Here is an 18,926-nt window from a genome sequence, read left to right on the forward strand (position 1 = left end):
AGCGAGTGCAACGGTGAGCGGAACAGACCCCAGAGGTGACCAAAAGACGCGCTTGCGAAAGGCCCTCCGGGCGCGCCGCGGCGCGCTGGGCGCCGAGGTGCGCGCGCGCGCCTCGGAGGCGGTGTGCCAGCGTCTGGAAGCGGATCCGGTGTTTGCCGGCGCCCGCCGCGTGGCGGGTTATCGGGCGGTGCGTGGGGAGCTTGATGTGGACGCGGCCCTGCGAGCGAAGCTCGCGCAGGGCGGGCGCGTGTTTTTGCCCCGCATCGGCCCCGACGATCGTCTGGAGTTTGTGGACGCCGGCCAGCTCGACGGTCTGATTCCCGGGGCTTTTGGCATTGAGGAGCCGGTGGGGCTGGCCAGCGACCCGTCCGAAATCGACGTTTTTTTAGTGCCGGCGCTGGCCTTTGACCGGCGAGGCCACCGCCTGGGGTCGGGGCGAGGCTACTATGATCGGGCGCTGGCCGATCTTCTGAATACCACACTTATCGGGGTGGGCTACGACTGGCAGTTGCTCGATGACGAGCTGCCGACGGAGGCGCACGACCACCCTGTGGATATCATCGCGACCGACGCGCGCTGGCATGTGTCCGGGCCCCGGTCGTCTTTACATACATCGAAGGAGTGACCCATGGAACTGATGGTCTACCTGATCGTCGGGGGCCTCATTGGCGTGGTGCTCGGCTGGCTACTCGCCGGCAGCAAAGCCCAGGCCCGGCAGCAAGAACTCGTTGACCAGCGCGTGGAAGCGCTCAAGCAGGACACTGTTGAGAGCACGCGTCGCCGCGTCGAACAGGAGGTTCGTGGCGAGCTGCAGGAGCCGGTGCGCGAAGAACTCGTTGAGAAGTACAGCGCCGAGGCGCGGGCTGAGGCCGACCGGCTCGTTCAGCGCCTTAAGCGAGAGGCCGAGGCCGAGGCCGATAAAGTCATCAAAGACGCCGAGATTAAGTCGCGTCAGCTGGTATTGGAGGCTCAGAAGGAGGGGGAGGCGGAGCTTAAAACTCGGCGTCTCGAGCAGCAGAAGATCGAGCAGCGTCTGAGCAATCGGGAGTCGAACCTGGATGCCCGCGCCGAGCGTCTGGACGAGCGCGAGGAGGCGGTTAAGGCTCGCGAGCAGCAGGTGGCCGATGGGGAGGCCGGGCTGGCCGGCAGCCAGGTGGAGCTGGAGCGCCAGCGCGCGGAGGTGGAGGTGCTTCTGGAGAAGGTCGCCGGCTACAGCGCCGAGCAGGCCCGCGCCGAGCTGGTGGCCCGCATGGTCAGCCAGGCCGAGCTGGAGGCGAATCGCAAGATCAAGGCCATCGAGGAGCAGGCCGAAGAGGAGGCCGACAAGCGCGCGCAAAAGATCATCAGCGTGGCCGTGCAGCGCTACGCCGGCGACTTTGTGGCGGAGAAGTGCGTCAACGTGGTCAGCCTGCCTTCCGACGACATGAAGGGACGCATCATCGGGCGCGAGGGGCGCAATATTCGTGCGCTGGAGGCGGCCACCGGCGTTGATATCATCATTGATGATACGCCGGAGGCGGTGATCGTCAGCGGCTTTGACCCGGTACGTCGCGAGATCGCGCGGCGCTCGCTGGAGAAGCTCATCGCCGATGGGCGCATCCATCCCACGCGCATCGAAGAGGTGGTGGGCAAGACCGATCAGGAGGTTGCCCAGAGCATCAAGGAGGCCGGGGAGCGGGCGGCCTTTGAGCTGGGCATTCACGGGCTGCACCCGGAGCTCATCAAGATCGTGGGGCGGCTTAAGTACCGTACGAGCTACGGTCAGAATATGTGGTCGCACTCCATTGAGGTGGGCTACCTCTGTGGTCTGATGGCCTCGGAGCTGGGGGTGAACGTGAAGATGGCCCGTCGGGCTGGCCTGCTGCACGATATCGGCAAGGCGCTGACCCATGAGCAGGAGGGGAGCCACGCGCTGATCGGTGCCGACCTCTGCCGCAAGTACGGGGAGCATGAGGTGGTGCGCAACGCCGTGGCCGCGCACCACAACGACGAGCCGCAGAACTCGGTGATCGCGCACCTGGTCATCGCCGCCGACGCGTTGAGTGGTGCCCGGCCCGGGGCGCGCCGCGAGATTCTGGAGACCTACGTCAAGCGCCTGGAAGATCTTGAGCGCATCTCCATGGGCTTTAAGGGCGTGGAGAAGACCTACGCGATTCAGGCCGGTCGGGAGATCCGGGTGATGGTGGAGCACAGTGCGGTCGACGACCAGGCGGCCTTCGCGCTGAGCCGCGACATCGCCCGCAAGATCGAAGATGAGTTAACCTATCCGGGCCAGATCAAGGTCACGGTGATCCGCGAGACGCGCGCCATCGACTACGCACGCTGAGCGTGCGCCCGGCGCGTGTTTCCCAACTAACGCAGTGAGTGTTTTCGGAACGGAAGAAACGATGAATGAGCAACCCCGGACGTTTAAGAGCGAAGTGCTGCAGGAGCTTGCCTGGCGCGGCTTCATCTACCAGCTGACCCACGATGAGCTCGATGAGGAGCTGAGCCAGGGGCCGATGACGCTCTATTGTGGCTTCGATCCCACGGCCTCCTCGCTGCATGTGGGTAACCTGGTGGCGATCATGGGGCTGGCGCACTTCTATCGTCACGGCCATCGCCCGATGGCGCTGGTGGGCGGGGCGACCGGGTTGATCGGCGATCCTTCCGGGCGCAGCACCGAGCGCAACCTGATGGATGAAGAGACGCTCCAGGGGAATGTGAAGTGCATTGGCGGGCAGCTCAACACCGTGCTCCAGACCGCGCGCGCGCTCCACGTTGACCAGGCCCCGGAAGATGGTGAGGCCGTGGAGCTGGTCAACAACGCGGACTGGCTGAAAGAGTGGAGCTTTATCGACTTTTTGCGCGATGTCGGACGCCACTTTCGGGTCAACCAGATGCTGGCCAAAGACTCTGTGCGCGCCCGGCTGGAGGAGCGCGAGCAGGGCATCAGCTACACCGAGTTCAGCTACATGCTGATTCAGTCCTACGACTTTTTGCACCTCTTTAAGACCCGCGGCTGTCGGCTGCAGCTCGGGGGCAGCGACCAGTGGGGCAACATTACCTCCGGCGTGGATCTGACGCGTCGTCGCACCGGGGAGTCGACCTTCGGGCTGACCTTCCCGCTGATCACGTCGGCCGATGGCAAGAAGATCGGCAAGAGCCTGGGAGGCGCGGTCTACCTCGACGGGGAGATGACCAGCAGCTACGCGTTTTACCAGTACTGGATCAACCAGGCCGATGCGGACTGCGGTCGTTTTCTGCGCCTGTTTACCTTCCTGCCCCGCGCCGAAATCGAGGCGCTGGAGCAGAAAGTCGCCGCCGGTGAGAACCGCGGGGAAGTTCAGCAGGTGCTGGCACGGGAGGTGACCTCGCTGATTCATGGACCGGAGGAGTGTGAGAAGGTCATCCGCGCCAGCCGCATGCTTTTTGGCGAGAAGATCGAGGGGCTCAACGACCGCGACCTGGGGTCGATTTTTGCCGAGGTGCCCTCCACCGACGTGGCGCGGGAGCGTCTGGAGGGCGGGGAGCTGGGGCTGCTCGATCTGCTGGTCAACACCGGCTTGCAGAAGTCCAAGGGCCAGGCCCGGCGGCTGCTGGAGCAGGGCGGGGTGTACATCAACAATGAGCGGGTGGAAGACCCGGGGCATGTCCTCTCGACGGGGGATCTGGCCAGCGAGTCGATGCTGGTGCTGCGCGCCGGTAAAAAGCGCTATCACGTGGTGCGATGTGTGTGAGTAAGGCGCGTACCATCAGGGGGGGAGGCGCCGGGAGCATTGGCGTGGCGCTGGTGGGGAGCGCGGCGTTGACCCTGTGGGTTGCCCTGGGAGAGGAGCCACCGCGTGAAGCGGTGGCTTCTTTTTTGGGCGTGGTGGTGCTGAGCACGCTGATGTTGGGGTGGGGGCTGTGGTCGGGGTGGGGCTGGCTCGGTTCGGGGCCGCGCTGGCTCGGTTCGGGGCCGCGCTGGCGCGGCGTGGCGGTGGTGCTGGCCGGGGCGGTGCTGCTGCGGTGTGCGGCGCTGGTAGCCCCGGTGTCGCTCTCCGACGACGTGTGGCGCTACACCTGGGACGGGGCGTTGGTGGCCGCTGGCGAGAACCCCTACGCCGAGACGCCCCGGGAGCGGGTGGCGCGTTTGGGGGGCCAGAACGCCCTGGCGGATGAGGTGCGGGCGGAGCTCGGGCGGATGAACAGCCCGGATTACCACACGCTCTACCCGCCGCTGGCGATGCTGGCGTTTGCCGCGGGGGATGTGCTGGCTGAAGTGGTGGGAGGGAGCGCCGAGCGGTGGCTGCGCGGGCTCTTTGTGCTGGCCGATCTGCTGGCGGTGTTGCTCATCGCCCGCGCGTTGCTGACGATGCGGCGCGCGGTGGGCTGGGCGGCGCTCTACGCCTGGCATCCGCTGGTCTACTGGGAGGTGGCCGGCGGCGGCCATACCGAGGCGCTGGCGGTGGGGTGGATGGTGCTCCTGGTGGTGATGCTCGGTCGCCGGCCGGCCTGGCAGTTGGGAGCGGCGATCGGGGCGATGGCCCTGGCCAAACTTACCTTCCTGGTGGTCAGTCCGGTGGTGGGGATGGCGCTGTGGCGCCGGGGGCGTTTTGCTCACGCCTGTGTGGCGGCCCTGGTGGCGATCGGGGTGGTGGCAGTGGGCTATGTGCCCTTCTGGTTCGAGGACCTGGTGGCCAATCAGCGCGCCAGCGCCGAGCTCTACGCCGAGGTCTTCTCGTTTGATGCCCCGATCTTCTACGCGGCGCGTGCGCTGTTGGGGTACCGCGAGGGAATCACGCCGCCGGTGACGCCGGTTCTGGGGCCGATCTTGCAGGCGGCCACCCTGGCGGGCATCACACTGGCGAGCGCCTGGCAGGATGGCAGCCGCCGCCGGGTGGCCGCCGGCATGTGCGGAGCCTGGGCGGCCTACCTGCTCTTCACGGCGGTATTGCACCCCTGGTACGCGCTGGGGCTGCTGGCGGCGGCGGCGCTGGCCGGGTGGTGGTCGGTGAGCCTGGCGGCTTCGGTGCTCTTGCTCTCGTATCTTTTCTATGACCCGGCGTTTGTGCGGGAGAAGGAAGTGATGGTGATGATCTTTCAGACGTTCTGGGTGGGGGCTTCGGTGATGATGCAGGCCGGTCCCCGGGGGATTCAGTGGATGCTGCGGCGCCGGGCGCGGGCCAAGGTGGAGGTGCTAAGCCCCTACCTGCGTGCGGGGGACCGGGTGCTGGATCTGGGGGCGGGGGAGGGCTTTGTGGGGCAGTTGATCGCCGAGGCCGGGCACGAGGTCGTGCTGGCCGATGTGGACAATCGCAACCGCACTGAGCTGCCCTTTGAGGTCTACGACGGGGAGCATCTGCCCTTTGAGGACGACGCGTTCGACGCGGTGGTGATCGTTTACACCCTGCACCACGCGCGTCGGCCTGATCGTGTGCTGGCCGAGGCCCGACGGGTGGCCCGACGCGTGATCCTGCTGGAGACGGTGTATGAGCGCAGCTGGGATCGCCGCCTGACGACCTTTCTCGACCATAGCGCCAACCGGCTGCGGGGGATGGCACCGGAGCCCCTGCACTTTGATCGGGTCGAGGGGTGGCTGGCGAGGCTTCGCGCTCAGTCGCTGGAGGTTTTGACCTGGCGCTGGCTGGGGCGAGGCGTGCATCGCCATGTGGTGATTGTGGCGGATCGCGCCGAGCGCAGCCGGGACGTCTAAGAGCGGTCCGTATTTCTCAAGGGGGGAGGGAGGCGGGGATGAGGAAGAGCCGCGGAAACCACCCACGAAAAAAGCCGACCATTGCTGGTCGGCTTTCTCGAATCTGGAGCGTCCCCTACGGGATTCGAACCCGTGTCGCCGGCGTGAAAGGCCGGTGTCCTAGGCCTCTAGACGAAGGGGACGTTTCAGCCCCGAAGAGCTGATGTCCTGATATATGTCTGGTGCTGCCAGACGCGCTTAACCGGAGTTAAGCGAGCGTCCCCTACGGGATTCGAACCCGTGTCGCCGGCGTGAAAGGCCGGTGTCCTAGGCCTCTAGACGAAGGGGACGTGAGCCGTGGTGGGCTCGAACCACCGACCCGCAGATTAAAAGTCTGCTGCTCTACCAACTGAGCTAACGGCCCAACAGTGTTCAACGTTCAACCGAAGTTGTCTGCCGAACTTTATCACCGGGCTTGGTGTTTCCAGTGATGTCTTTCAGGGTTTCCCCCGAAAGCGAGGACATATCTACAGCCACCCCCCGGGGGTGTCAACGCCTTTTTCGAAAAATTTTCCGCTCAGCACGGAATAGTTTAACGGGAAGTTCGAATTCTCGAAGTGTTTCAGGTGCTTAGGGTTAAGAGGGAAGAATTGCGGGGGCGATTCGAGTTGGGGTTTATGCGTTCGAGGCCAGGTTTTGTTAGGATCGCGGGCGCAGGGCCACCGAGCTTTGAGCACGCACATCGGGGGGGATGCGGCGATGGCAAGGGCGGCCCGGGTCAAGGAGGTCTCGTTTTTCGAGCTGGCAGAGCGGTTAGAGATGGCACGCAGACAACACGGACGCTGGAGGGATCGACGCGATACGGTACCGGCCCGTCGCAAACGTCGACGTGTGCACCGCCGAGACTTCCCGCCGAGCGCCTCTTATGAGCCGCTCTCGGTGGATCCCCGGGTAGCCACCCGCGGCGTGCAGGTACGCCTCTTAGGCGCAGTGGGGCTGGCCACGTTGACGGTCGTCTGCGTGCTGGCGGTGATCTTTGCCCCTCAGTTTTCGTACGATACGGCGTTTTTAATGGCCATCGGTGGCGGGTCGCTGGCGCTGGCCATTGCGCTGATCTTGAGCGCCCGCCGCGAAGAGATCGTGCATCATCTGGCCCGTGACCTGGCTCAGCGCTCGCTGGCCCCGGCCGACGATGAAGTCGAACCATCGACGCTGGGTGAAGACGGCTCCCTCCTTTTAGAGAGCCCGGAGCGGCACGTTCTCAGCGAATGGAGCTGGGAGGCGGCCGAGGCCAGTGAGGACTTTATCCCCCGGGAGCGTCCCCCCCACACGCCTTACTCGCCGCGGTAGATGCAGCGCGCTGCGCAGATGTTGTGGACCTGGAGCGCGCGCAGCTGCGCGGGATGGTTCCGAACGGCGCGTTCCCGGCGAGCGGTGCCGGGAGCCGGTCTTCGCCAGCGAAAACGCGGTTTCCCGGGAATCCCCCCCCTTACACGCCTTACTCGCCGCGGTAGATGCAGCTCGATTCACAGGTCTCGTGGATCTGCAGCGCGTGCAACTGCGGAAGCACCGGCTTGATGCGGGTCCACAGCCAGCCGGCGAGCACTTCGCTGGTGGGATTTTCCAGCCCCTCAATCTCGTTGAGGAAGTAGTGATCAAGCTGCTCGATCAGCGGCTTGACCGCATCTTTGATATCTCCGTAGTCGACCAACCATCCCATCTCGGGGTCGACTTCCCCGCGCACCGTGACGGTGACGCGGTAGGAGTGGCCGTGGAGACGGCGACATTTATGGCCCTCGGGCACGTTGGGGAGGCGGTGGGCGGACTCGAAACGAAACTCTTTGACCAGCTCGACGATCATATCAGGGTCGGGGGTAGGGAGGAGGGTTGGGGGACATGGAGCCTTGGCCCGAAGTCGACTATAGTGCCGGGCGCAGAGCGCGCAGTCCGTAACGTAAGCCAGCGACGTGAGTCAAATCCAGATGCAATCACCCTTTTTATCGGCGATCGAAGAAGGACCGGTGGTCTTCGACGGTGCCATCGGCACGCAACTCTACGAACGCGGCATCTACATCAATAAATCCTTTGATGACGCAAACCTCTCCAGCCCCGATCTGGTGGCGGCGGTGCACGCCGAGTACCTGAGTGCGGGGGCCGGAGTGTTGACGACCAATACCTTCTCCTCCAACCGCATTAAGCTCCGGCGTCATGGCCTGGAGCAGCGCGCCCCGGAGATCGCGCGGGCCGGCGCCCGCATCGCCCGGGAGGTCGCCGGCGATCTGGCGTTTGTCGCAGGGTCGGTCGGCCCCACCGGGCGCACCCCCACGATGCTCACCGAGGGCGAGCTCGAAGAGATGCGCCAGGCCTTTCGCGAGCAGATCGCGGCGTTGGTGGAGGGGGGCGTGGATCTGATCCTGCTGGAGACCTTTCGCCAGTTGGCAGAAGTGCGCATGGCGCTGGAGGCCGCCCGCGAGGTCTGCGATCTGCCGGTGGTGGCGCAGATGAGCTTTGATGGCGAGCGGCGAACTGGCGATGGCGCCGACCCGGAGCGCGTGGCGATGTTGCTGCGAGAGTGGGGCGCGGATGTGGTGGGAGCCAACTGCATGGAAGGCCCGCACGTGCTCTACGACGTGGTGGTCGACATGCTTAGCTGCGGGTTGCCGGTGATCGCGCAGCCCAACGCCGGGTACCCACGCAAGATCGACGAGCGGCTGGTCTACATGGCGACCCCGGAGTACTTCGGGGTGTACGCGCGGCGCTTTTTTAAGGCCGGGGTGCGTCTGGTGGGCGGTTGCTGCGGCACGGGGCCGGAGCATATCCGGCAGGTTGCCGCCGCCGCGCGCATGCTGGGAGGCGGTCGGGCGAGTCTGGAGGTGAGCGCGCAGCGCTCGGCGCGCCCGGAGGCGGCGCACGAGGAGGTCGCCAGCCTGAAGTCCCCGACGAGACTGGCCGAGAAGATCGAGGCCGCGCACCGGGCCCGGGCTCGCAACGAGGCGGTCAGCCGCGAGAACTTCGTGGTCAGCGTCGAGGTCAATCCGCCCTCGGGGTTGCGTGCCGACCGGGCGCTGGATGCCGCCCGCATGCTTCTTGAGGGAGGTGTCGACGCGATCAACATCGCCGACGGCCCGCGGGCGTCGGTCCGGATGGCCAACTGGGCGCTGGGGCGCTTGTTGCAGGAGACGCTTGATATTGAGGTGATCCTTCACCTCTGCGGCCGCGATCGCAATCTTCTCGGGTTGCAATCGGATGTGCTGGGTTTTGAGGCGCTGGATCTTCGCAACCTGGTGGTGATCACCGGCGATCCTCCCAAGGTTGGCGACTACCCGCACGCCACGGCGGTGTTTGACCTCGACAGTGTGGGCATCCTGCGGATGATCGAGAACTTCAATCACGGGGTCGATCCCGCCGGCAAACCGGTGGGCGATGCCACGGCCTTTTACTGTGCGTGCGGGGCGGAGCCGGCGGCCGCTGACTACGAGCGTGAGTTGCGCCGTCTGGAGCTTAAAAAGGCCGCCGGTGCGCGATTTGTGATGACCCAGCCGGTCTACGACCCGGAGGTGCTCGACCGTTTTCTGGCCGACATCGCGCATCTGGATATGCCAGTGTTGGTGGGGCTTCTCCCCCTGGCCAGCGCGCGTAACGCGGAGTTTTTGCATAACGAAGTGCCCGGGATGGCGGTGCCCGCGGAGGTGCGTCGGCGGATGCATGCCGCCGGTACCGGGCAGGCCGCCCGGGCCGAAGGGGTGCGGATCGCCCAGGAGACGCTCCTGGCGGTGGGGTCGCGGGTGGCCGGTGCCTACATCATGCCGCCCTTTGGCCGCTATCAGGCGGCCCTCGAGATCTTAAGCTGTCTACCGGGCTACGCGTTGACGCCGGCCCTTGAAGAGGCGCGCTGAGCGCCCGAGGTATCGATGGTGATTCATCAGAGCATCGTGGAGTTGGTGGGGCATACGCCCCTGATTCGTCTGTCGAAGGTCGTGGGTGATTGCCCGGCTGAGATTGTGGGGAAGGCGGAGTTTTTTAATCCGCTGGGGAGCGTCAAAGATCGCGTCGGGGCGGCGCTGGTCGCCGATGCCGAGGCCCGGGGCGCGCTTAAGCCCGGCGGGTTGATCGTGGAGCCCACCAGCGGCAACACCGGCATTGCGCTGGCCTTTGTGTGCGCGTCCCGAGGCTACCGGCTTATTTTGACCATGCCCGACACCATGAGCCTGGAGCGGCGTACCCTGCTCAAGGCGCTGGGCGCCGAGCTGGTGTTGACGCCGGGCTCGCTGGGGATGCAAGGCGCGGTTGAAGAGGCGCGCAACCTGGTGGAGAAGACGCCCGGCGCGATCATGCTTCAGCAGTTTCAGAACCCGGCCAACCCCCGCAGCCACGCGCGCACCACCGCCGAAGAGATCTGGGAGAGCTGCCAGGGGCAGGTCGACGCGATCGTCACCGGTGTGGGCACCGGCGGTACCATCACCGGGGTGGCGCGCGCGCTCAAAGAGAAGAACCCGGCGTTTAAGGCCATTGCCCTGGAGCCCGCCGGTAGCCCGGTGCTCTCCGGCGGCGCCGCCGGCCCTCACAAGGTGCAGGGCATCGGCGCGGGCTTTGTGCCTGATATTTTCGACCCCGAGCTCATCGACGAGGTGCTTACCATCGAAGACGACGAGGCCTTTGAGATGTCGCGGCGTCTGGCGCGCGAAGAGGGGCTGCTGGTAGGCATCAGCGCCGGGGCCAACGTCGTTGGCGCCCTGAGGGTGGGCCGGCGCCCGGAGTTCGCGGGTAAGCGTATCGTCACCATGCTCTGCGACACCGGGGAGCGCTACCTTTCGACGCCCTTGTTTCGAGAGCTATAGGCGTGGGCATGCTCGGCCTGCCCACGAACTTCAGGAAGTTATCATGAGTTTGAAACGACCCGGTCTCCGTGCTCAGCCCAGCCCTCCGTCTCGGGAGCGGCGCGGCGTGCTCGGTTTTATTAAAGATGCCGTCGACGATATTCAGGCGGTGCGCCGTGGCGACCCGGCCGCGCGCACCCTGGCCGAAGTGGTTACCACCTATCCCGGCCTCCACGCGTTGTGGATGCACCGCATCTCCCACCGCCTCTGGGGGCGTGGCCATCATCTAAGCGCGCGGATGTTGAGTCATTACAGCCGACACCTCACCGGCGTGGAGATTCACCCGGGCGCGGTGATTGGCCGGCGAGTCTTTATTGACCACGGCATGGGCGTGGTGATTGGCGAGACCTCGGTGGTGGGCGATGACTGCCTTATTTACAAAGGTGTGGTCCTCGGGGGCACCAGCCTCCAGCGCACCAAGCGCCACCCGACCATCGGCAAGGGCGTCACCATTGGCTCGAACGCCTGCATTCTGGGCGCCGTCTCGATTGGGGATGGCGCTCGGGTGGGATCGGGCTCGGTGGTGGTCAAAGACGTGGAGACCTGCGCCACGGTGGTGGGCATCCCCGGACGCGTGGTCTCCAAAGAGGCGAAGAAGACGGTGGGGCCCCCCGATCTCGATCACGATCGATTGCCCGACCCGATGCAGCGGATCGTGCGCGACCTGCTGGAGCACATCGACAGCCTCTCCAATCGTTTGCATATCCTGGAGCAGCTGGTGGACTTAAGTCCCGAGGAGCTTGCCGAGAAGTTGCAACGTCACGAACTTCAGGACGCCCTGGAACAAGAGTTTTTGATGGCTTACCAGGAGGACTGCGTCAAAAAGGGAAGTGAACCTGTGCGCTGAACCGACGACCGAAGCGCTACTGAAGATGGGAGTGATGATGACGATCGCAGATTCTCGACGCTTTGTGGCCTGGAGCGCAGCGCTCCTGGCGCTGACCTTTTGTGTGCCGGCAGTTGCCCAGTCCGACGCCGGGGAGCCCAGCGCGCAGCAGCTGATCGATGAAGCCATGGAGCGCAACGCGCTGGGGTTTGAGTCGGGGCGCGCCCAGCTCACCCTCATCGTGTACGACCGCGCCGGTGAGCGCCGCGAGCGCCGCCTGGATGTGCGCGCTCGACGCGCGAATGAGCAGAGCGCCACACGTGTGGAGTTGACCGACCCGCCCGAGGTCCGGGGCCAGTCCTTCCTCTTTGTGGAGCAATCCGAGGGCGAAGACGACGTCTGGATGTATGTGCCCGCATTCAACGTCACCCGGCGAGTGGAGGGGCGTCAGAAGCGCGGCGCCTTTCTGGGGACGCACTTTACCTTTGCCGATCTGGAGAGCCGCGATCTTCGCGAGGCCAACTACCGTCGCCTGCCCGATGAGCGTATTGGGGAGACGCCGGTTTACGTGGTCGAAGCACGGCCGAAGGAAAGCGCCGGGAGCGATTACAACCGGGTGGTTGCGTACCTGCGCAAAGACGACCGGGTGCCCATGCGCATCCGCTTCTTTGGCAAAGATAACCAGCTGGAGAAGACCCTCTTCAGCGAGCGCCTTAATCGAAGCGAGGGCGGGCAGGTGTACATTGAGCAAATGACGCTGCGCTCGGAGCAGGGGGGCTACACCACGATCGTGATCAATGCGCTGGATCCCGGGGCGGAGCTTCCCGAGTCGATCTTCAGCCGTGACGATCTGGGCCGGTGACTCCGGCGATGTTGATGCGGACCGGTGCGTGGGGCTGGTGGGTGGGGCTGATAGTGCTGGCGGGCACGTGTCCGGCGGAGGCGCAGGAGATTCTCTACGATCCGGAGAACCCGGCGTTTCAGGAGGTCCGGGAGCCCGCCCCGGAGACGCCTGTGCAGGACGAGCAGGCGTGTGGCGAGCCGGAGTGTGAAGCGGAAGGCGCCGAGGTGCTCGTGGACCCGGAGAACCCGGGTGCCGAGGTGCTCGTGGACCCGGAGAATGCCCGCCCTGCGCACCTGGTGGCTTACCCACCGACCTCCGGGGCCTTTCAAACCACCGAGCTCACGATTCACCTTGGAACCGGCGTCTGGCGAGACCTGGCCGCCGATGCCCCCGACGAAGACCTCTGGGAACTTTCCACCGAACTCGGCCTGCGTATCAGCTACGAGCCCTCCTCCCGGCTGCGAGCGGTGCTTGCGGCTCGGGCCTCGCACTGGGCCGCCCGCCCTGTGGGCGGGCCCTTTCGCGCCTACGATGATGTCGCCCTCGACGAGGCGTACATCGTGTGGCGCCCGGGCCGTCTGCGCCTGAGCATCGGCAACCAGCGCACCCCCTGGGGGAGCACCGACATCACTCGCCCCGGCGACGTCATCAACCCTTCCGGCCTGCGCTCCCCGGGAAGCGGGGGGGCGTTTGGGGCGAGCCTTCCCCAGCTGACCGCCGAGGCCGCGTACACCTTCGATGCGTTCGCACTCAGTGCGGTGGTGGTGCCGTTCTTTAAGCCCGATAACCTGGCGCTTTTCGGCCGTGACACCGCGCTGGCCACCCGGCGCAATCCCTTTATCGCCGAAGAATTGCCCTTCATCCTGCTCGCCCAAGATCTTCTCGACCCGAGCATCTGGCCCCAGGCCCAGCCGCTGCTCCAGAGCGCGAACCGGCCCATGGCCACCCCGGCCAACGCGAGCGTGGGACTACGCGTGACCACGACGCTGGCCAACACTGACCTGGGCCTGGGAGGGTATTACGGCTGGGATCGCACACCTTATATGGAGATGGATGAGGACCTGCGAACGCTCCTAAACCTCATCGCCGAAGATGGGCAGCTCTTCGCCGATTTTGATGCCATCGGGTTTGCCGCGCGCAACCCTGAAGCGATCCCGCTCTCCCAGCGTCTCTCGGCCCGAGCCGAGGCTGGCGAGACGCTCTTTCGTTCGGAGTTTCGCCGGCGTTTGACTGCCGTGGCAGACCTCGCGCGCTACGTCGGCCCCATCGGGGTGCGCGCCGATGTGGCGTTTTCACCCCGGCGCGTGTTCTACACCACGACGATGGCGCCGGTGATTCGAGCCAGCGTTTTCTCGGCGCTGGGGCTCTCCTATGAGCGGCTGCTCGCCGGAGAGCGGGTGTTGGCGCTGACCCTGGAGGGGTTCTGGCTGCATCCTTTTGCGGCGGATGGCGCACTGAGCCGAGCGCTGGTGCCCCGGGAGCAGGCGGGAGATGCCGACGACGAGCTACTGATCTTCGAGGGCGGGTACTACGGAGTGGCCGGTGCGCTGAACTGGGGCACGGGGCTGTGGAAGATCGATGTGCAGGCCGGGGCCATGCTCTCGATCGCCCCGGGAGACGTGATCGGCCAGCTGGCCCTGGAGCGCCCCTTTGCCCGGGGGATGCGGGCTCGCCTGAGCGCCAACCTCTTCTACGGGCCCGACCCGGCGGAGCGGTTGACTTTGGGCGGGCTCTGGTCGGCCAATGACCAGGTGGCGTTGAGTGTGGTGGGCTCCTTTTGAGACGCCGGCCGACGCGAGACATAAAAAAGCCGCTCTCCTTCACGGAGGGCGGCTTTTTTTGACGCAGGTCAGATGGGGAAGGGGCTTAGCCTTTCACACCGAAGAGACGCGCGAAATCATCGAGCAGCGCCCCTTCTTCCTTGGCGATGGGGTTGGTCAGACCGAAGAACCCGCCGGAAGCCTCCGCCACGGCTTTGCTCCACTTGATCATGTCCTCGCCCATCGTGCCTTCCGGGTCTTCGTCGATCATGTGCGCGATGACCACGTTGGCCCGACTAAAGAAGTGATCGGTGGGCTCTTCTTCCAGGAGCATCGTCAGAAAGTTGGCAGCCGGCGTGCCTTCGGCGATCCCGAAGCGGTCGGCCAACTCCTGGACTTTGGCGGTCTCGGCGTTGGAGATCGTGCCATCGGCCCAGGCCATCTGGATCAGCGGCAGCAGCGGGAGCACCCGGGCGGTCTCGGCGTCGAAGCCCAGCGCCATGGCCTCGGCAGCCACCTCTTCATCGGTGTTCAGCGACGCGGCGATGGCCTCGCGCTCCTGCTGGCGGATGGCTTCCAGCTGCTTCTCGCGACGCAACTCCTGGAGTTTGGCCGCTTCCTGCTGTTTGATGTACTTTTCTTCTTCTTCCCGGGGATTTTTTCTATCAGCCATCGCGGGGCTCCATTCGTCAGTTTGGGAGTGTCACGGACGGGCGCAATATAAGTGCGGCACCGGGGCCAGGCAACCATGATGATGGATCCCTCCCCGGTGTGCTGGCCACCGGCTCAGCGCCAGGCTTCTTCGGCCTGCTCACGGAGTTCGCGAGCCCGCTCGCGCAGCTCTTCGACCTGAGCCTGGAGCGCCCGACGTTCTCGGCGCAGCGTACGCAGCGAGCGTTCGGTGGCGCCCGGGCTCAACGATGAGGCCGGCTCCGACATCTGCTCCGGGTCGACCAGACTCTCGATGACCAGAGTTTCGTCGCTTCCCTCAAAGTCGGGCTCCGGGGTCTCGTCTGCGCCGTCCCAATCGGGAGCACTTCCGCCTTCAGAGGGAGCTCCGACTTCCGGATCCGCACCCGACTCCATGTCTCCGGGCGCGGGCTGGTCAGAATTACTTCCATCATCCGTGGCGTCGGTCGGGCGCGAGTCGCCACCCTGCCGGACGATCTGCCGGGCGCGGTTGTTCTCTTCAAAGAAGCGCTCCCGCTCTGAAAAGTCACGCGCACGCCGCATCAGCTGTCGAGAGCGCTCCAGCTCCTGGAGCCGGGCGTCGACGGCACCCAGGCGCTGGCGGAGCTGGGCCTCGGTGTCTTCGAGCTCGTCGGCCACGGCCAGAAGATCGCGTGGGTGACCGCCCTCGACCTGGCGGGCCTGGGCGATGATGCGCGAGACGCGCTCCGGATCGACTTGATGGGGAACCGCATCCAGGCGCGTGCGCTCCTGGCTGAGCCGATTCAACTCGGCGATGAGTCGGGTTTGCTCCGGTCCACGGGCCCGGGCGAGCTCGCCCTCCAGGCTGCGCTGACGCCGGGCCAGCTCGTCGACCAGCGCCTGCCGAGCTTGCTCCAGCGCTTCCTGGCCGGTGAGAACCGCTATCTGAAGATCCTGCACTCCCTCCAGAAGTCCGTGGCTGGCTCGGAGCGCGGCCTCCAACTCCCGGCGACTTGCCTGGCCGCTGGCCTCGTCACGCTTCAGCTTTTCGACGCGCTCCACAGATTTCTGATACTCGCTCAGCGCGGCCTCCAGACGGGCCTCGGCCTCAACAAGCTCTTCCTGTCGTTGCTCCCAGAGCTGACGGGGAGGTCCGGGCGACTGCGCGTATGCCGCACCACACCAGAGCAAGAGGGCTATGATGAGCCCCAGCACCCTGAACCATCGTTTGTGGTGAAACGTACCCGGCATCGTCGCGTACCCCTGGTCATGCCTGTGTCACGGACCAACCCGTGGACGTCGTGCTCGTGTTTGGAGCAAAAGTCGTGCCAGTGCGGGAAGGATGATGGAAATCCCGGAGCATGCCTACCCGGATGATCTCAAGGCTTGAAGGCCTGTAAAATCCCGTGGTATGCAGCACAACCGGTCACGAACCTCTTACTTTTTACGCGGTTGACGCACTCTGGCGAGGCACGTCCATGGAATATCAAGCGGGCGCCGAGGCGCCTTATCAAGGGCATCTGGGGCGCACAGCACAGACCTCGGTTCTGATCAGCAGCGCCGGCGGCCCGGTGTTTCCTGCCAGCGTTTATACAGGGATCAACACTCAGACGCATCCCGAGCTTCGCCAGCGCCTGCTCGACGGGACGCTCAACGTCGTGGAGTGCCCCTTTGAGGAGGGACGCACCTATGACCTGGCGATCTCGGTGATTTACCACGACGAAGAGCGCCGCCTCTTCGTGCTGGTGATCCCCGAAACGTTGCGACACGAGGAATTCAAGCGCCGCAGTGCCTTGCTCGAAGAGCTCGCCAGAGAGCGGGAAGTGCTGCCGAACTATGTGCGCAACTTCTATACGATCTTTGATCCGGCGCGCCTCATCGAACTGGAAGAGGCCGCCGATCAGGAGGAGGTCGCCCAGAGTGCGCCGGCGCCAGGCCCCGCTCCCGCGCCGGCAGTGGACGCGGAGCGCCGCGCTGAACTCGACCGGGTGAAAATTGAGCTGACCCGCGAGCAGGCGCGCTTGACCAGCCTGCAGTCCTCGCTGGAGTCCTCGCAGGCGGAGTTGCAAAAAGCGAAGATCAGCCTGGAGAGCGAACGGAGCGCGATCGAGCAGGCGCGCACCGAAATTGAAGAGGCGCGCACCGAAATCGCCCGGGCCCGCGCAGACATTGAGCAGACGCGTGTCGATATGGACCAGGACCGCACTCAGCTCAACGATGTGGCCTCGCGCGTGGAGCGCGACAGTGAGTTGGTTCAGCACACCCGCGCGCGCCTCGAAGAAGAGAGCGCGCGCCTGGAAGAAGAGCGCAGCCTGCTCGAAGAGGCTCGCCGCGCGCTCCAGGTCCAGGAGCTGAACCTGGAGCAGGAGCGTCTGCGCCTGGAGCAGGGCGCACCGGCCACCCACGCTGAGGAAGCCACTCAGGTGGTGACCGACGATCAGTTCATCGAGATCCTGAATCCCGATGCCGCGTCGCGTCCTCCCGCGCCGGGCGCTCCAGAAGCTGATGCCGAGGGGCTTTCCCGCGCCTCGGCCCCCTCCGAGCACCGGCTGGAGCGGGCGACGCTGGCGGGGCTTCCGACGAACTTTGATGAGGCTGCAGGCGGAGAACTCGCCTTTGCCCAATCGAGTACCGAGCAGCTGCTCGTGGGCTACTCGCTAAGCGACGAACGCATGCGCATGTTTGAAGAGGCCGCCCAGGTGCGTTTTCTCTTCCAACTTCATGACGTCGATGGCGTGCCGGTGATGGCGCTGACGCTGGCGGCGCTCAACGCCGCGGGAGATGTTGACGATGCCGTGGCGCTTCCGCTACCGGATGCCCGGGAAGAAGAGAGTGCGCTCCTTGATACCCTGGCACAGGAACAACAACGCCTGGGGTTTGCGCTCTACGGCGAGGACAACAGCCCCGGGCTGACCTGGGAGGGCGAGTCCCCCATCGCTGCCAACATTGCCTGGGCGCGCGAGAGAGTGCGCGCCTGGCGCCAGGCCTTCAATCTAGACGACTCCGAGGCGCGCTCGGCCATTGCCCTCGGCGAAGTCGAACTCGTCGGGCAGATGCGCCATCCCTTTGTCGATGGGCGTTTCTCCCGCATTGACACCGCTTCCGAGGCGTTGCTTGCCGCGGGCGTGGTCGGCTACTGGTCACGCACCGATCAGGTTGCCTACCTGATAGGAAATCGCGGCTTCCCCCTGGTGCGTTTCCGCGAGATTCAGAAGCGCGTCGCCCGTCAGGCCCTCAACTGGGGCATTGCGCTGGGCAACGAACTTCAGCAGGTGGCCATCGATGAATCCATCATCACCGATCGCATCAGTCTGACGCATCGTCTCCTGGCCAGCTTTGCCGAACTCTGTGTTGGCGTGCGCCCCAACGATCTCGACCCGATTCAGCAGTGGGAGAACTGGGACGCGCTGATTCAACTGGCTCAGCGCCACAACGTCACCCCCGAACCCGACGTGTTGGAGCTGGCCGAACTCAGCCTCAAGCGTGCTCAGGAGTATGAAGACATGCTCGACGGGGAGGACGCCAGCGAAGAAGCCGAGGCCATCGACCTCGACGACGCCGAGGTGCTGGAAATCATCGAGGAGTCCGAGGCCGACGTCGACGCGCTCGTCATGGAGCATCGCCTGGAAAGCGGAGAATCGTTTTTCCTGGTGGATAAGGCCAGTGCTGAGCTCCTGGCCGAGCTGGAAAACGCCGGCCGTGGCGAGCTGGATACACGCCTCAACGCTCCCTCCGAGCGGCTGGTCGCGGCGCAGGTGCTTGTCGCCCGCTTTGGGAGCGACGCGCTGGGAGCCGTCTTTGAGAGCGCCGAAACGATGACCCCGGCGGAGTGTGAGGCCTTGGCCCGCTTTGTGGTGGCCCGCGCCGGCGAACTGGCGCCGACCCTGACAAACCTCCTCCCCACCGCCGGCGCTCCGGCCACCCTGATCATCGCGCGCGCGCTGGTGGCTGCCGAGCGTACCGAGACCATTCCCGTGCTGCTCAAGGCGCTCTGCGACGCTCATCAGCAGGGCAACCCGCGGGTCCTGGCCGACGTGTTGGCCCAATTTGGCGATGCGCTGACGGCACCGCTCTCCCGCGCTCTCAAAGACGCTCCCGACGACGAGCACCTCACGCTGGCGCTCATCAGTCTTGACCGAACTCGCCCGGGCACCCTTGACCGCCTGGCCAGCGACGGCAGCAAACGCCTGCGTCGTGCCGCTCAACGCGCTCGCGAGTTGGCCGAATAACTCGGCCAGTCCGGCGTTTACTTCCAGGGATCCCGGATCCATAGTGGGGGACTACTCGCCCCCGCCCCGGGGTCATTGATCTT

The 18,926-nt window shown here is 65.4% G+C and carries 14 protein-coding genes and 3 tRNA genes; 11 read left to right on the forward strand and 6 right to left on the reverse strand.

What is annotated here, in order from left to right; translation table 11 throughout:
- Positions 1-13 precede the first annotated feature (13 nt).
- The 4 genes from DL240_RS16020 (at position 14) to DL240_RS16035 (ending at position 5,677) form a co-directional block, all read left to right on the forward strand.
- Complete coding sequence (locus tag DL240_RS16020) at positions 14-625, forward strand: 5-formyltetrahydrofolate cyclo-ligase (RefSeq protein ID WP_488253869.1); 612 nt, start codon at positions 14-16, stop codon at positions 623-625.
- A 3-nt stretch (positions 626-628) separates the two neighbouring features.
- On the forward strand, positions 629-2,326 hold the full coding sequence (rny, locus tag DL240_RS16025; protein ID WP_199589840.1) for a ribonuclease Y: 1,698 nt from the start codon (positions 629-631) through the stop codon (positions 2,324-2,326).
- A 61-nt stretch (positions 2,327-2,387) separates the two neighbouring features.
- Positions 2,388-3,719, forward strand: coding sequence for a tyrosine--tRNA ligase (tyrS, locus tag DL240_RS16030; RefSeq protein WP_111730915.1), 1,332 nt, complete (start codon positions 2,388-2,390; stop codon positions 3,717-3,719).
- Positions 3,716-5,677: a class I SAM-dependent methyltransferase gene (locus DL240_RS16035; RefSeq protein ID WP_146618349.1), complete on the forward strand. Its 1,962-nt coding sequence runs from the start codon at positions 3,716-3,718 to the stop codon at positions 5,675-5,677. Before tyrS ends, DL240_RS16035 begins: the two co-directional genes overlap by 4 nt.
- 109 nt (positions 5,678-5,786) lie before the next feature.
- Here the strand turns inward: DL240_RS16035 and DL240_RS16040 are convergent.
- The 3 genes from DL240_RS16040 to DL240_RS16050 all read right to left on the reverse strand — a co-directional run bounded on the left by DL240_RS16040 (position 5,787) and on the right by DL240_RS16050 (position 6,080).
- Positions 5,787-5,859: transfer RNA gene (locus tag DL240_RS16040), tRNA-Glu, on the reverse strand.
- Positions 5,860-5,933: 74 nt separating this feature from the next.
- Positions 5,934-6,006 (reverse strand) — tRNA-Glu (locus DL240_RS16045).
- Position 6,007: 1 nt separating this feature from the next.
- Positions 6,008-6,080 (reverse strand) — tRNA-Lys (locus DL240_RS16050).
- A gap of 395 nt (positions 6,081-6,475) precedes the next feature.
- Here DL240_RS16050 and DL240_RS16055 point away from each other — a divergent pair.
- Positions 6,476-7,006 carry a hypothetical protein gene (locus DL240_RS16055; protein WP_146618350.1) on the forward strand — a complete coding sequence of 177 codons (531 nt, stop codon included), beginning with the start codon at positions 6,476-6,478 and terminating at the stop codon, positions 7,004-7,006.
- 148 nt (positions 7,007-7,154) lie between these two features.
- On the opposite strand, the gene queD is transcribed toward DL240_RS16055, so the two are convergent.
- Positions 7,155-7,517, reverse strand: a complete 363-nt coding sequence (gene queD / locus DL240_RS16060) for a 6-carboxytetrahydropterin synthase QueD (protein WP_111730918.1) — start codon at positions 7,515-7,517, stop codon at positions 7,155-7,157.
- A gap of 121 nt (positions 7,518-7,638) precedes the next feature.
- On the opposite strand from queD, the gene DL240_RS16065 reads away from it, so the two are divergent.
- From DL240_RS16065 to DL240_RS16085, 5 genes are read left to right on the forward strand one after another with little or no spacing between them, the layout of a single operon-like run.
- Entirely contained in the window at positions 7,639-9,552 is a 1,914-nt protein-coding gene (locus DL240_RS16065; protein ID WP_199589841.1) for a bifunctional homocysteine S-methyltransferase/methylenetetrahydrofolate reductase, read from the forward strand.
- Positions 9,553-9,567: 15 nt separating this feature from the next.
- Complete coding sequence (cysK, locus tag DL240_RS16070; protein WP_111730920.1) at positions 9,568-10,494, forward strand: cysteine synthase A; 927 nt, start codon at positions 9,568-9,570, stop codon at positions 10,492-10,494.
- Positions 10,495-10,537: 43 nt separating this feature from the next.
- Positions 10,538-11,380: a serine O-acetyltransferase gene (gene cysE / locus DL240_RS16075; protein ID WP_111730921.1), complete on the forward strand. Its 843-nt coding sequence runs from the start codon at positions 10,538-10,540 to the stop codon at positions 11,378-11,380.
- Between the two features lie 37 nt (positions 11,381-11,417).
- Positions 11,418-12,221, forward strand: coding sequence for an outer membrane lipoprotein-sorting protein (locus tag DL240_RS16080; RefSeq protein ID WP_158542641.1), 804 nt, complete (start codon positions 11,418-11,420; stop codon positions 12,219-12,221).
- A 14-nt stretch (positions 12,222-12,235) separates the two neighbouring features.
- Complete coding sequence (locus DL240_RS16085) at positions 12,236-13,984, forward strand: hypothetical protein (protein ID WP_146618352.1); 1,749 nt, start codon at positions 12,236-12,238, stop codon at positions 13,982-13,984.
- 85 nt (positions 13,985-14,069) lie between these two features.
- Here DL240_RS16085 and DL240_RS16090 read toward each other — a convergent pair whose 3' ends face one another.
- Complete coding sequence (locus tag DL240_RS16090) at positions 14,070-14,636, reverse strand: hypothetical protein (protein ID WP_111730924.1); 567 nt, start codon at positions 14,634-14,636, stop codon at positions 14,070-14,072.
- Positions 14,637-14,749: 113 nt separating this feature from the next.
- Entirely contained in the window at positions 14,750-15,865 is a 1,116-nt protein-coding gene (locus DL240_RS16095) for a coiled-coil domain-containing protein (RefSeq protein ID WP_146618353.1), read from the reverse strand.
- A 227-nt stretch (positions 15,866-16,092) separates the two neighbouring features.
- Between DL240_RS16095 and DL240_RS16100 the strand changes: the two genes are divergently transcribed.
- The gene (locus DL240_RS16100; protein WP_111730926.1) at positions 16,093-18,843 is read left to right on the forward strand and encodes a CpXC domain-containing protein; all 2,751 of its coding nucleotides are present in this window, start codon (positions 16,093-16,095) and stop codon (positions 18,841-18,843) included.
- Positions 18,844-18,926 lie beyond the last annotated feature (83 nt).

Source organism: Lujinxingia litoralis (assembly GCF_003260125.1).
In the GTDB taxonomy this organism is placed as follows: Bacteria; Myxococcota_A; Bradymonadia; order Bradymonadales; family Bradymonadaceae; genus Lujinxingia; species Lujinxingia litoralis.

Coding starts and splice junctions, on each gene's coding strand:
- rny (WP_199589840.1), top strand. CDS start 629: ATGGAACTGATGGTCTACCTGATCGTCGGGGGCCTCATTGGCGTGGTG.
- tyrS (WP_111730915.1), top strand. CDS start 2,388: ATGAATGAGCAACCCCGGACGTTTAAGAGCGAAGTGCTGCAGGAGCTT.
- DL240_RS16055 (WP_146618350.1), top strand. CDS start 6,476: ATGGCACGCAGACAACACGGACGCTGGAGGGATCGACGCGATACGGTA.
- queD (WP_111730918.1), bottom strand. CDS start 7,517: ATGATCGTCGAGCTGGTCAAAGAGTTTCGTTTCGAGTCCGCCCACCGC.
- DL240_RS16065 (WP_199589841.1), top strand. CDS start 7,639: ATGCAATCACCCTTTTTATCGGCGATCGAAGAAGGACCGGTGGTCTTC.
- cysK (WP_111730920.1), top strand. CDS start 9,568: ATGGTGATTCATCAGAGCATCGTGGAGTTGGTGGGGCATACGCCCCTG.
- cysE (WP_111730921.1), top strand. CDS start 10,538: ATGAGTTTGAAACGACCCGGTCTCCGTGCTCAGCCCAGCCCTCCGTCT.
- DL240_RS16080 (WP_158542641.1), top strand. CDS start 11,418: ATGACGATCGCAGATTCTCGACGCTTTGTGGCCTGGAGCGCAGCGCTC.
- DL240_RS16085 (WP_146618352.1), top strand. CDS start 12,236: ATGCGGACCGGTGCGTGGGGCTGGTGGGTGGGGCTGATAGTGCTGGCG.
- DL240_RS16090 (WP_111730924.1), bottom strand. CDS start 14,636: ATGGCTGATAGAAAAAATCCCCGGGAAGAAGAAGAAAAGTACATCAAA.
- DL240_RS16095 (WP_146618353.1), bottom strand. CDS start 15,865: ATGCCGGGTACGTTTCACCACAAACGATGGTTCAGGGTGCTGGGGCTC.
- DL240_RS16100 (WP_111730926.1), top strand. CDS start 16,093: ATGGAATATCAAGCGGGCGCCGAGGCGCCTTATCAAGGGCATCTGGGG.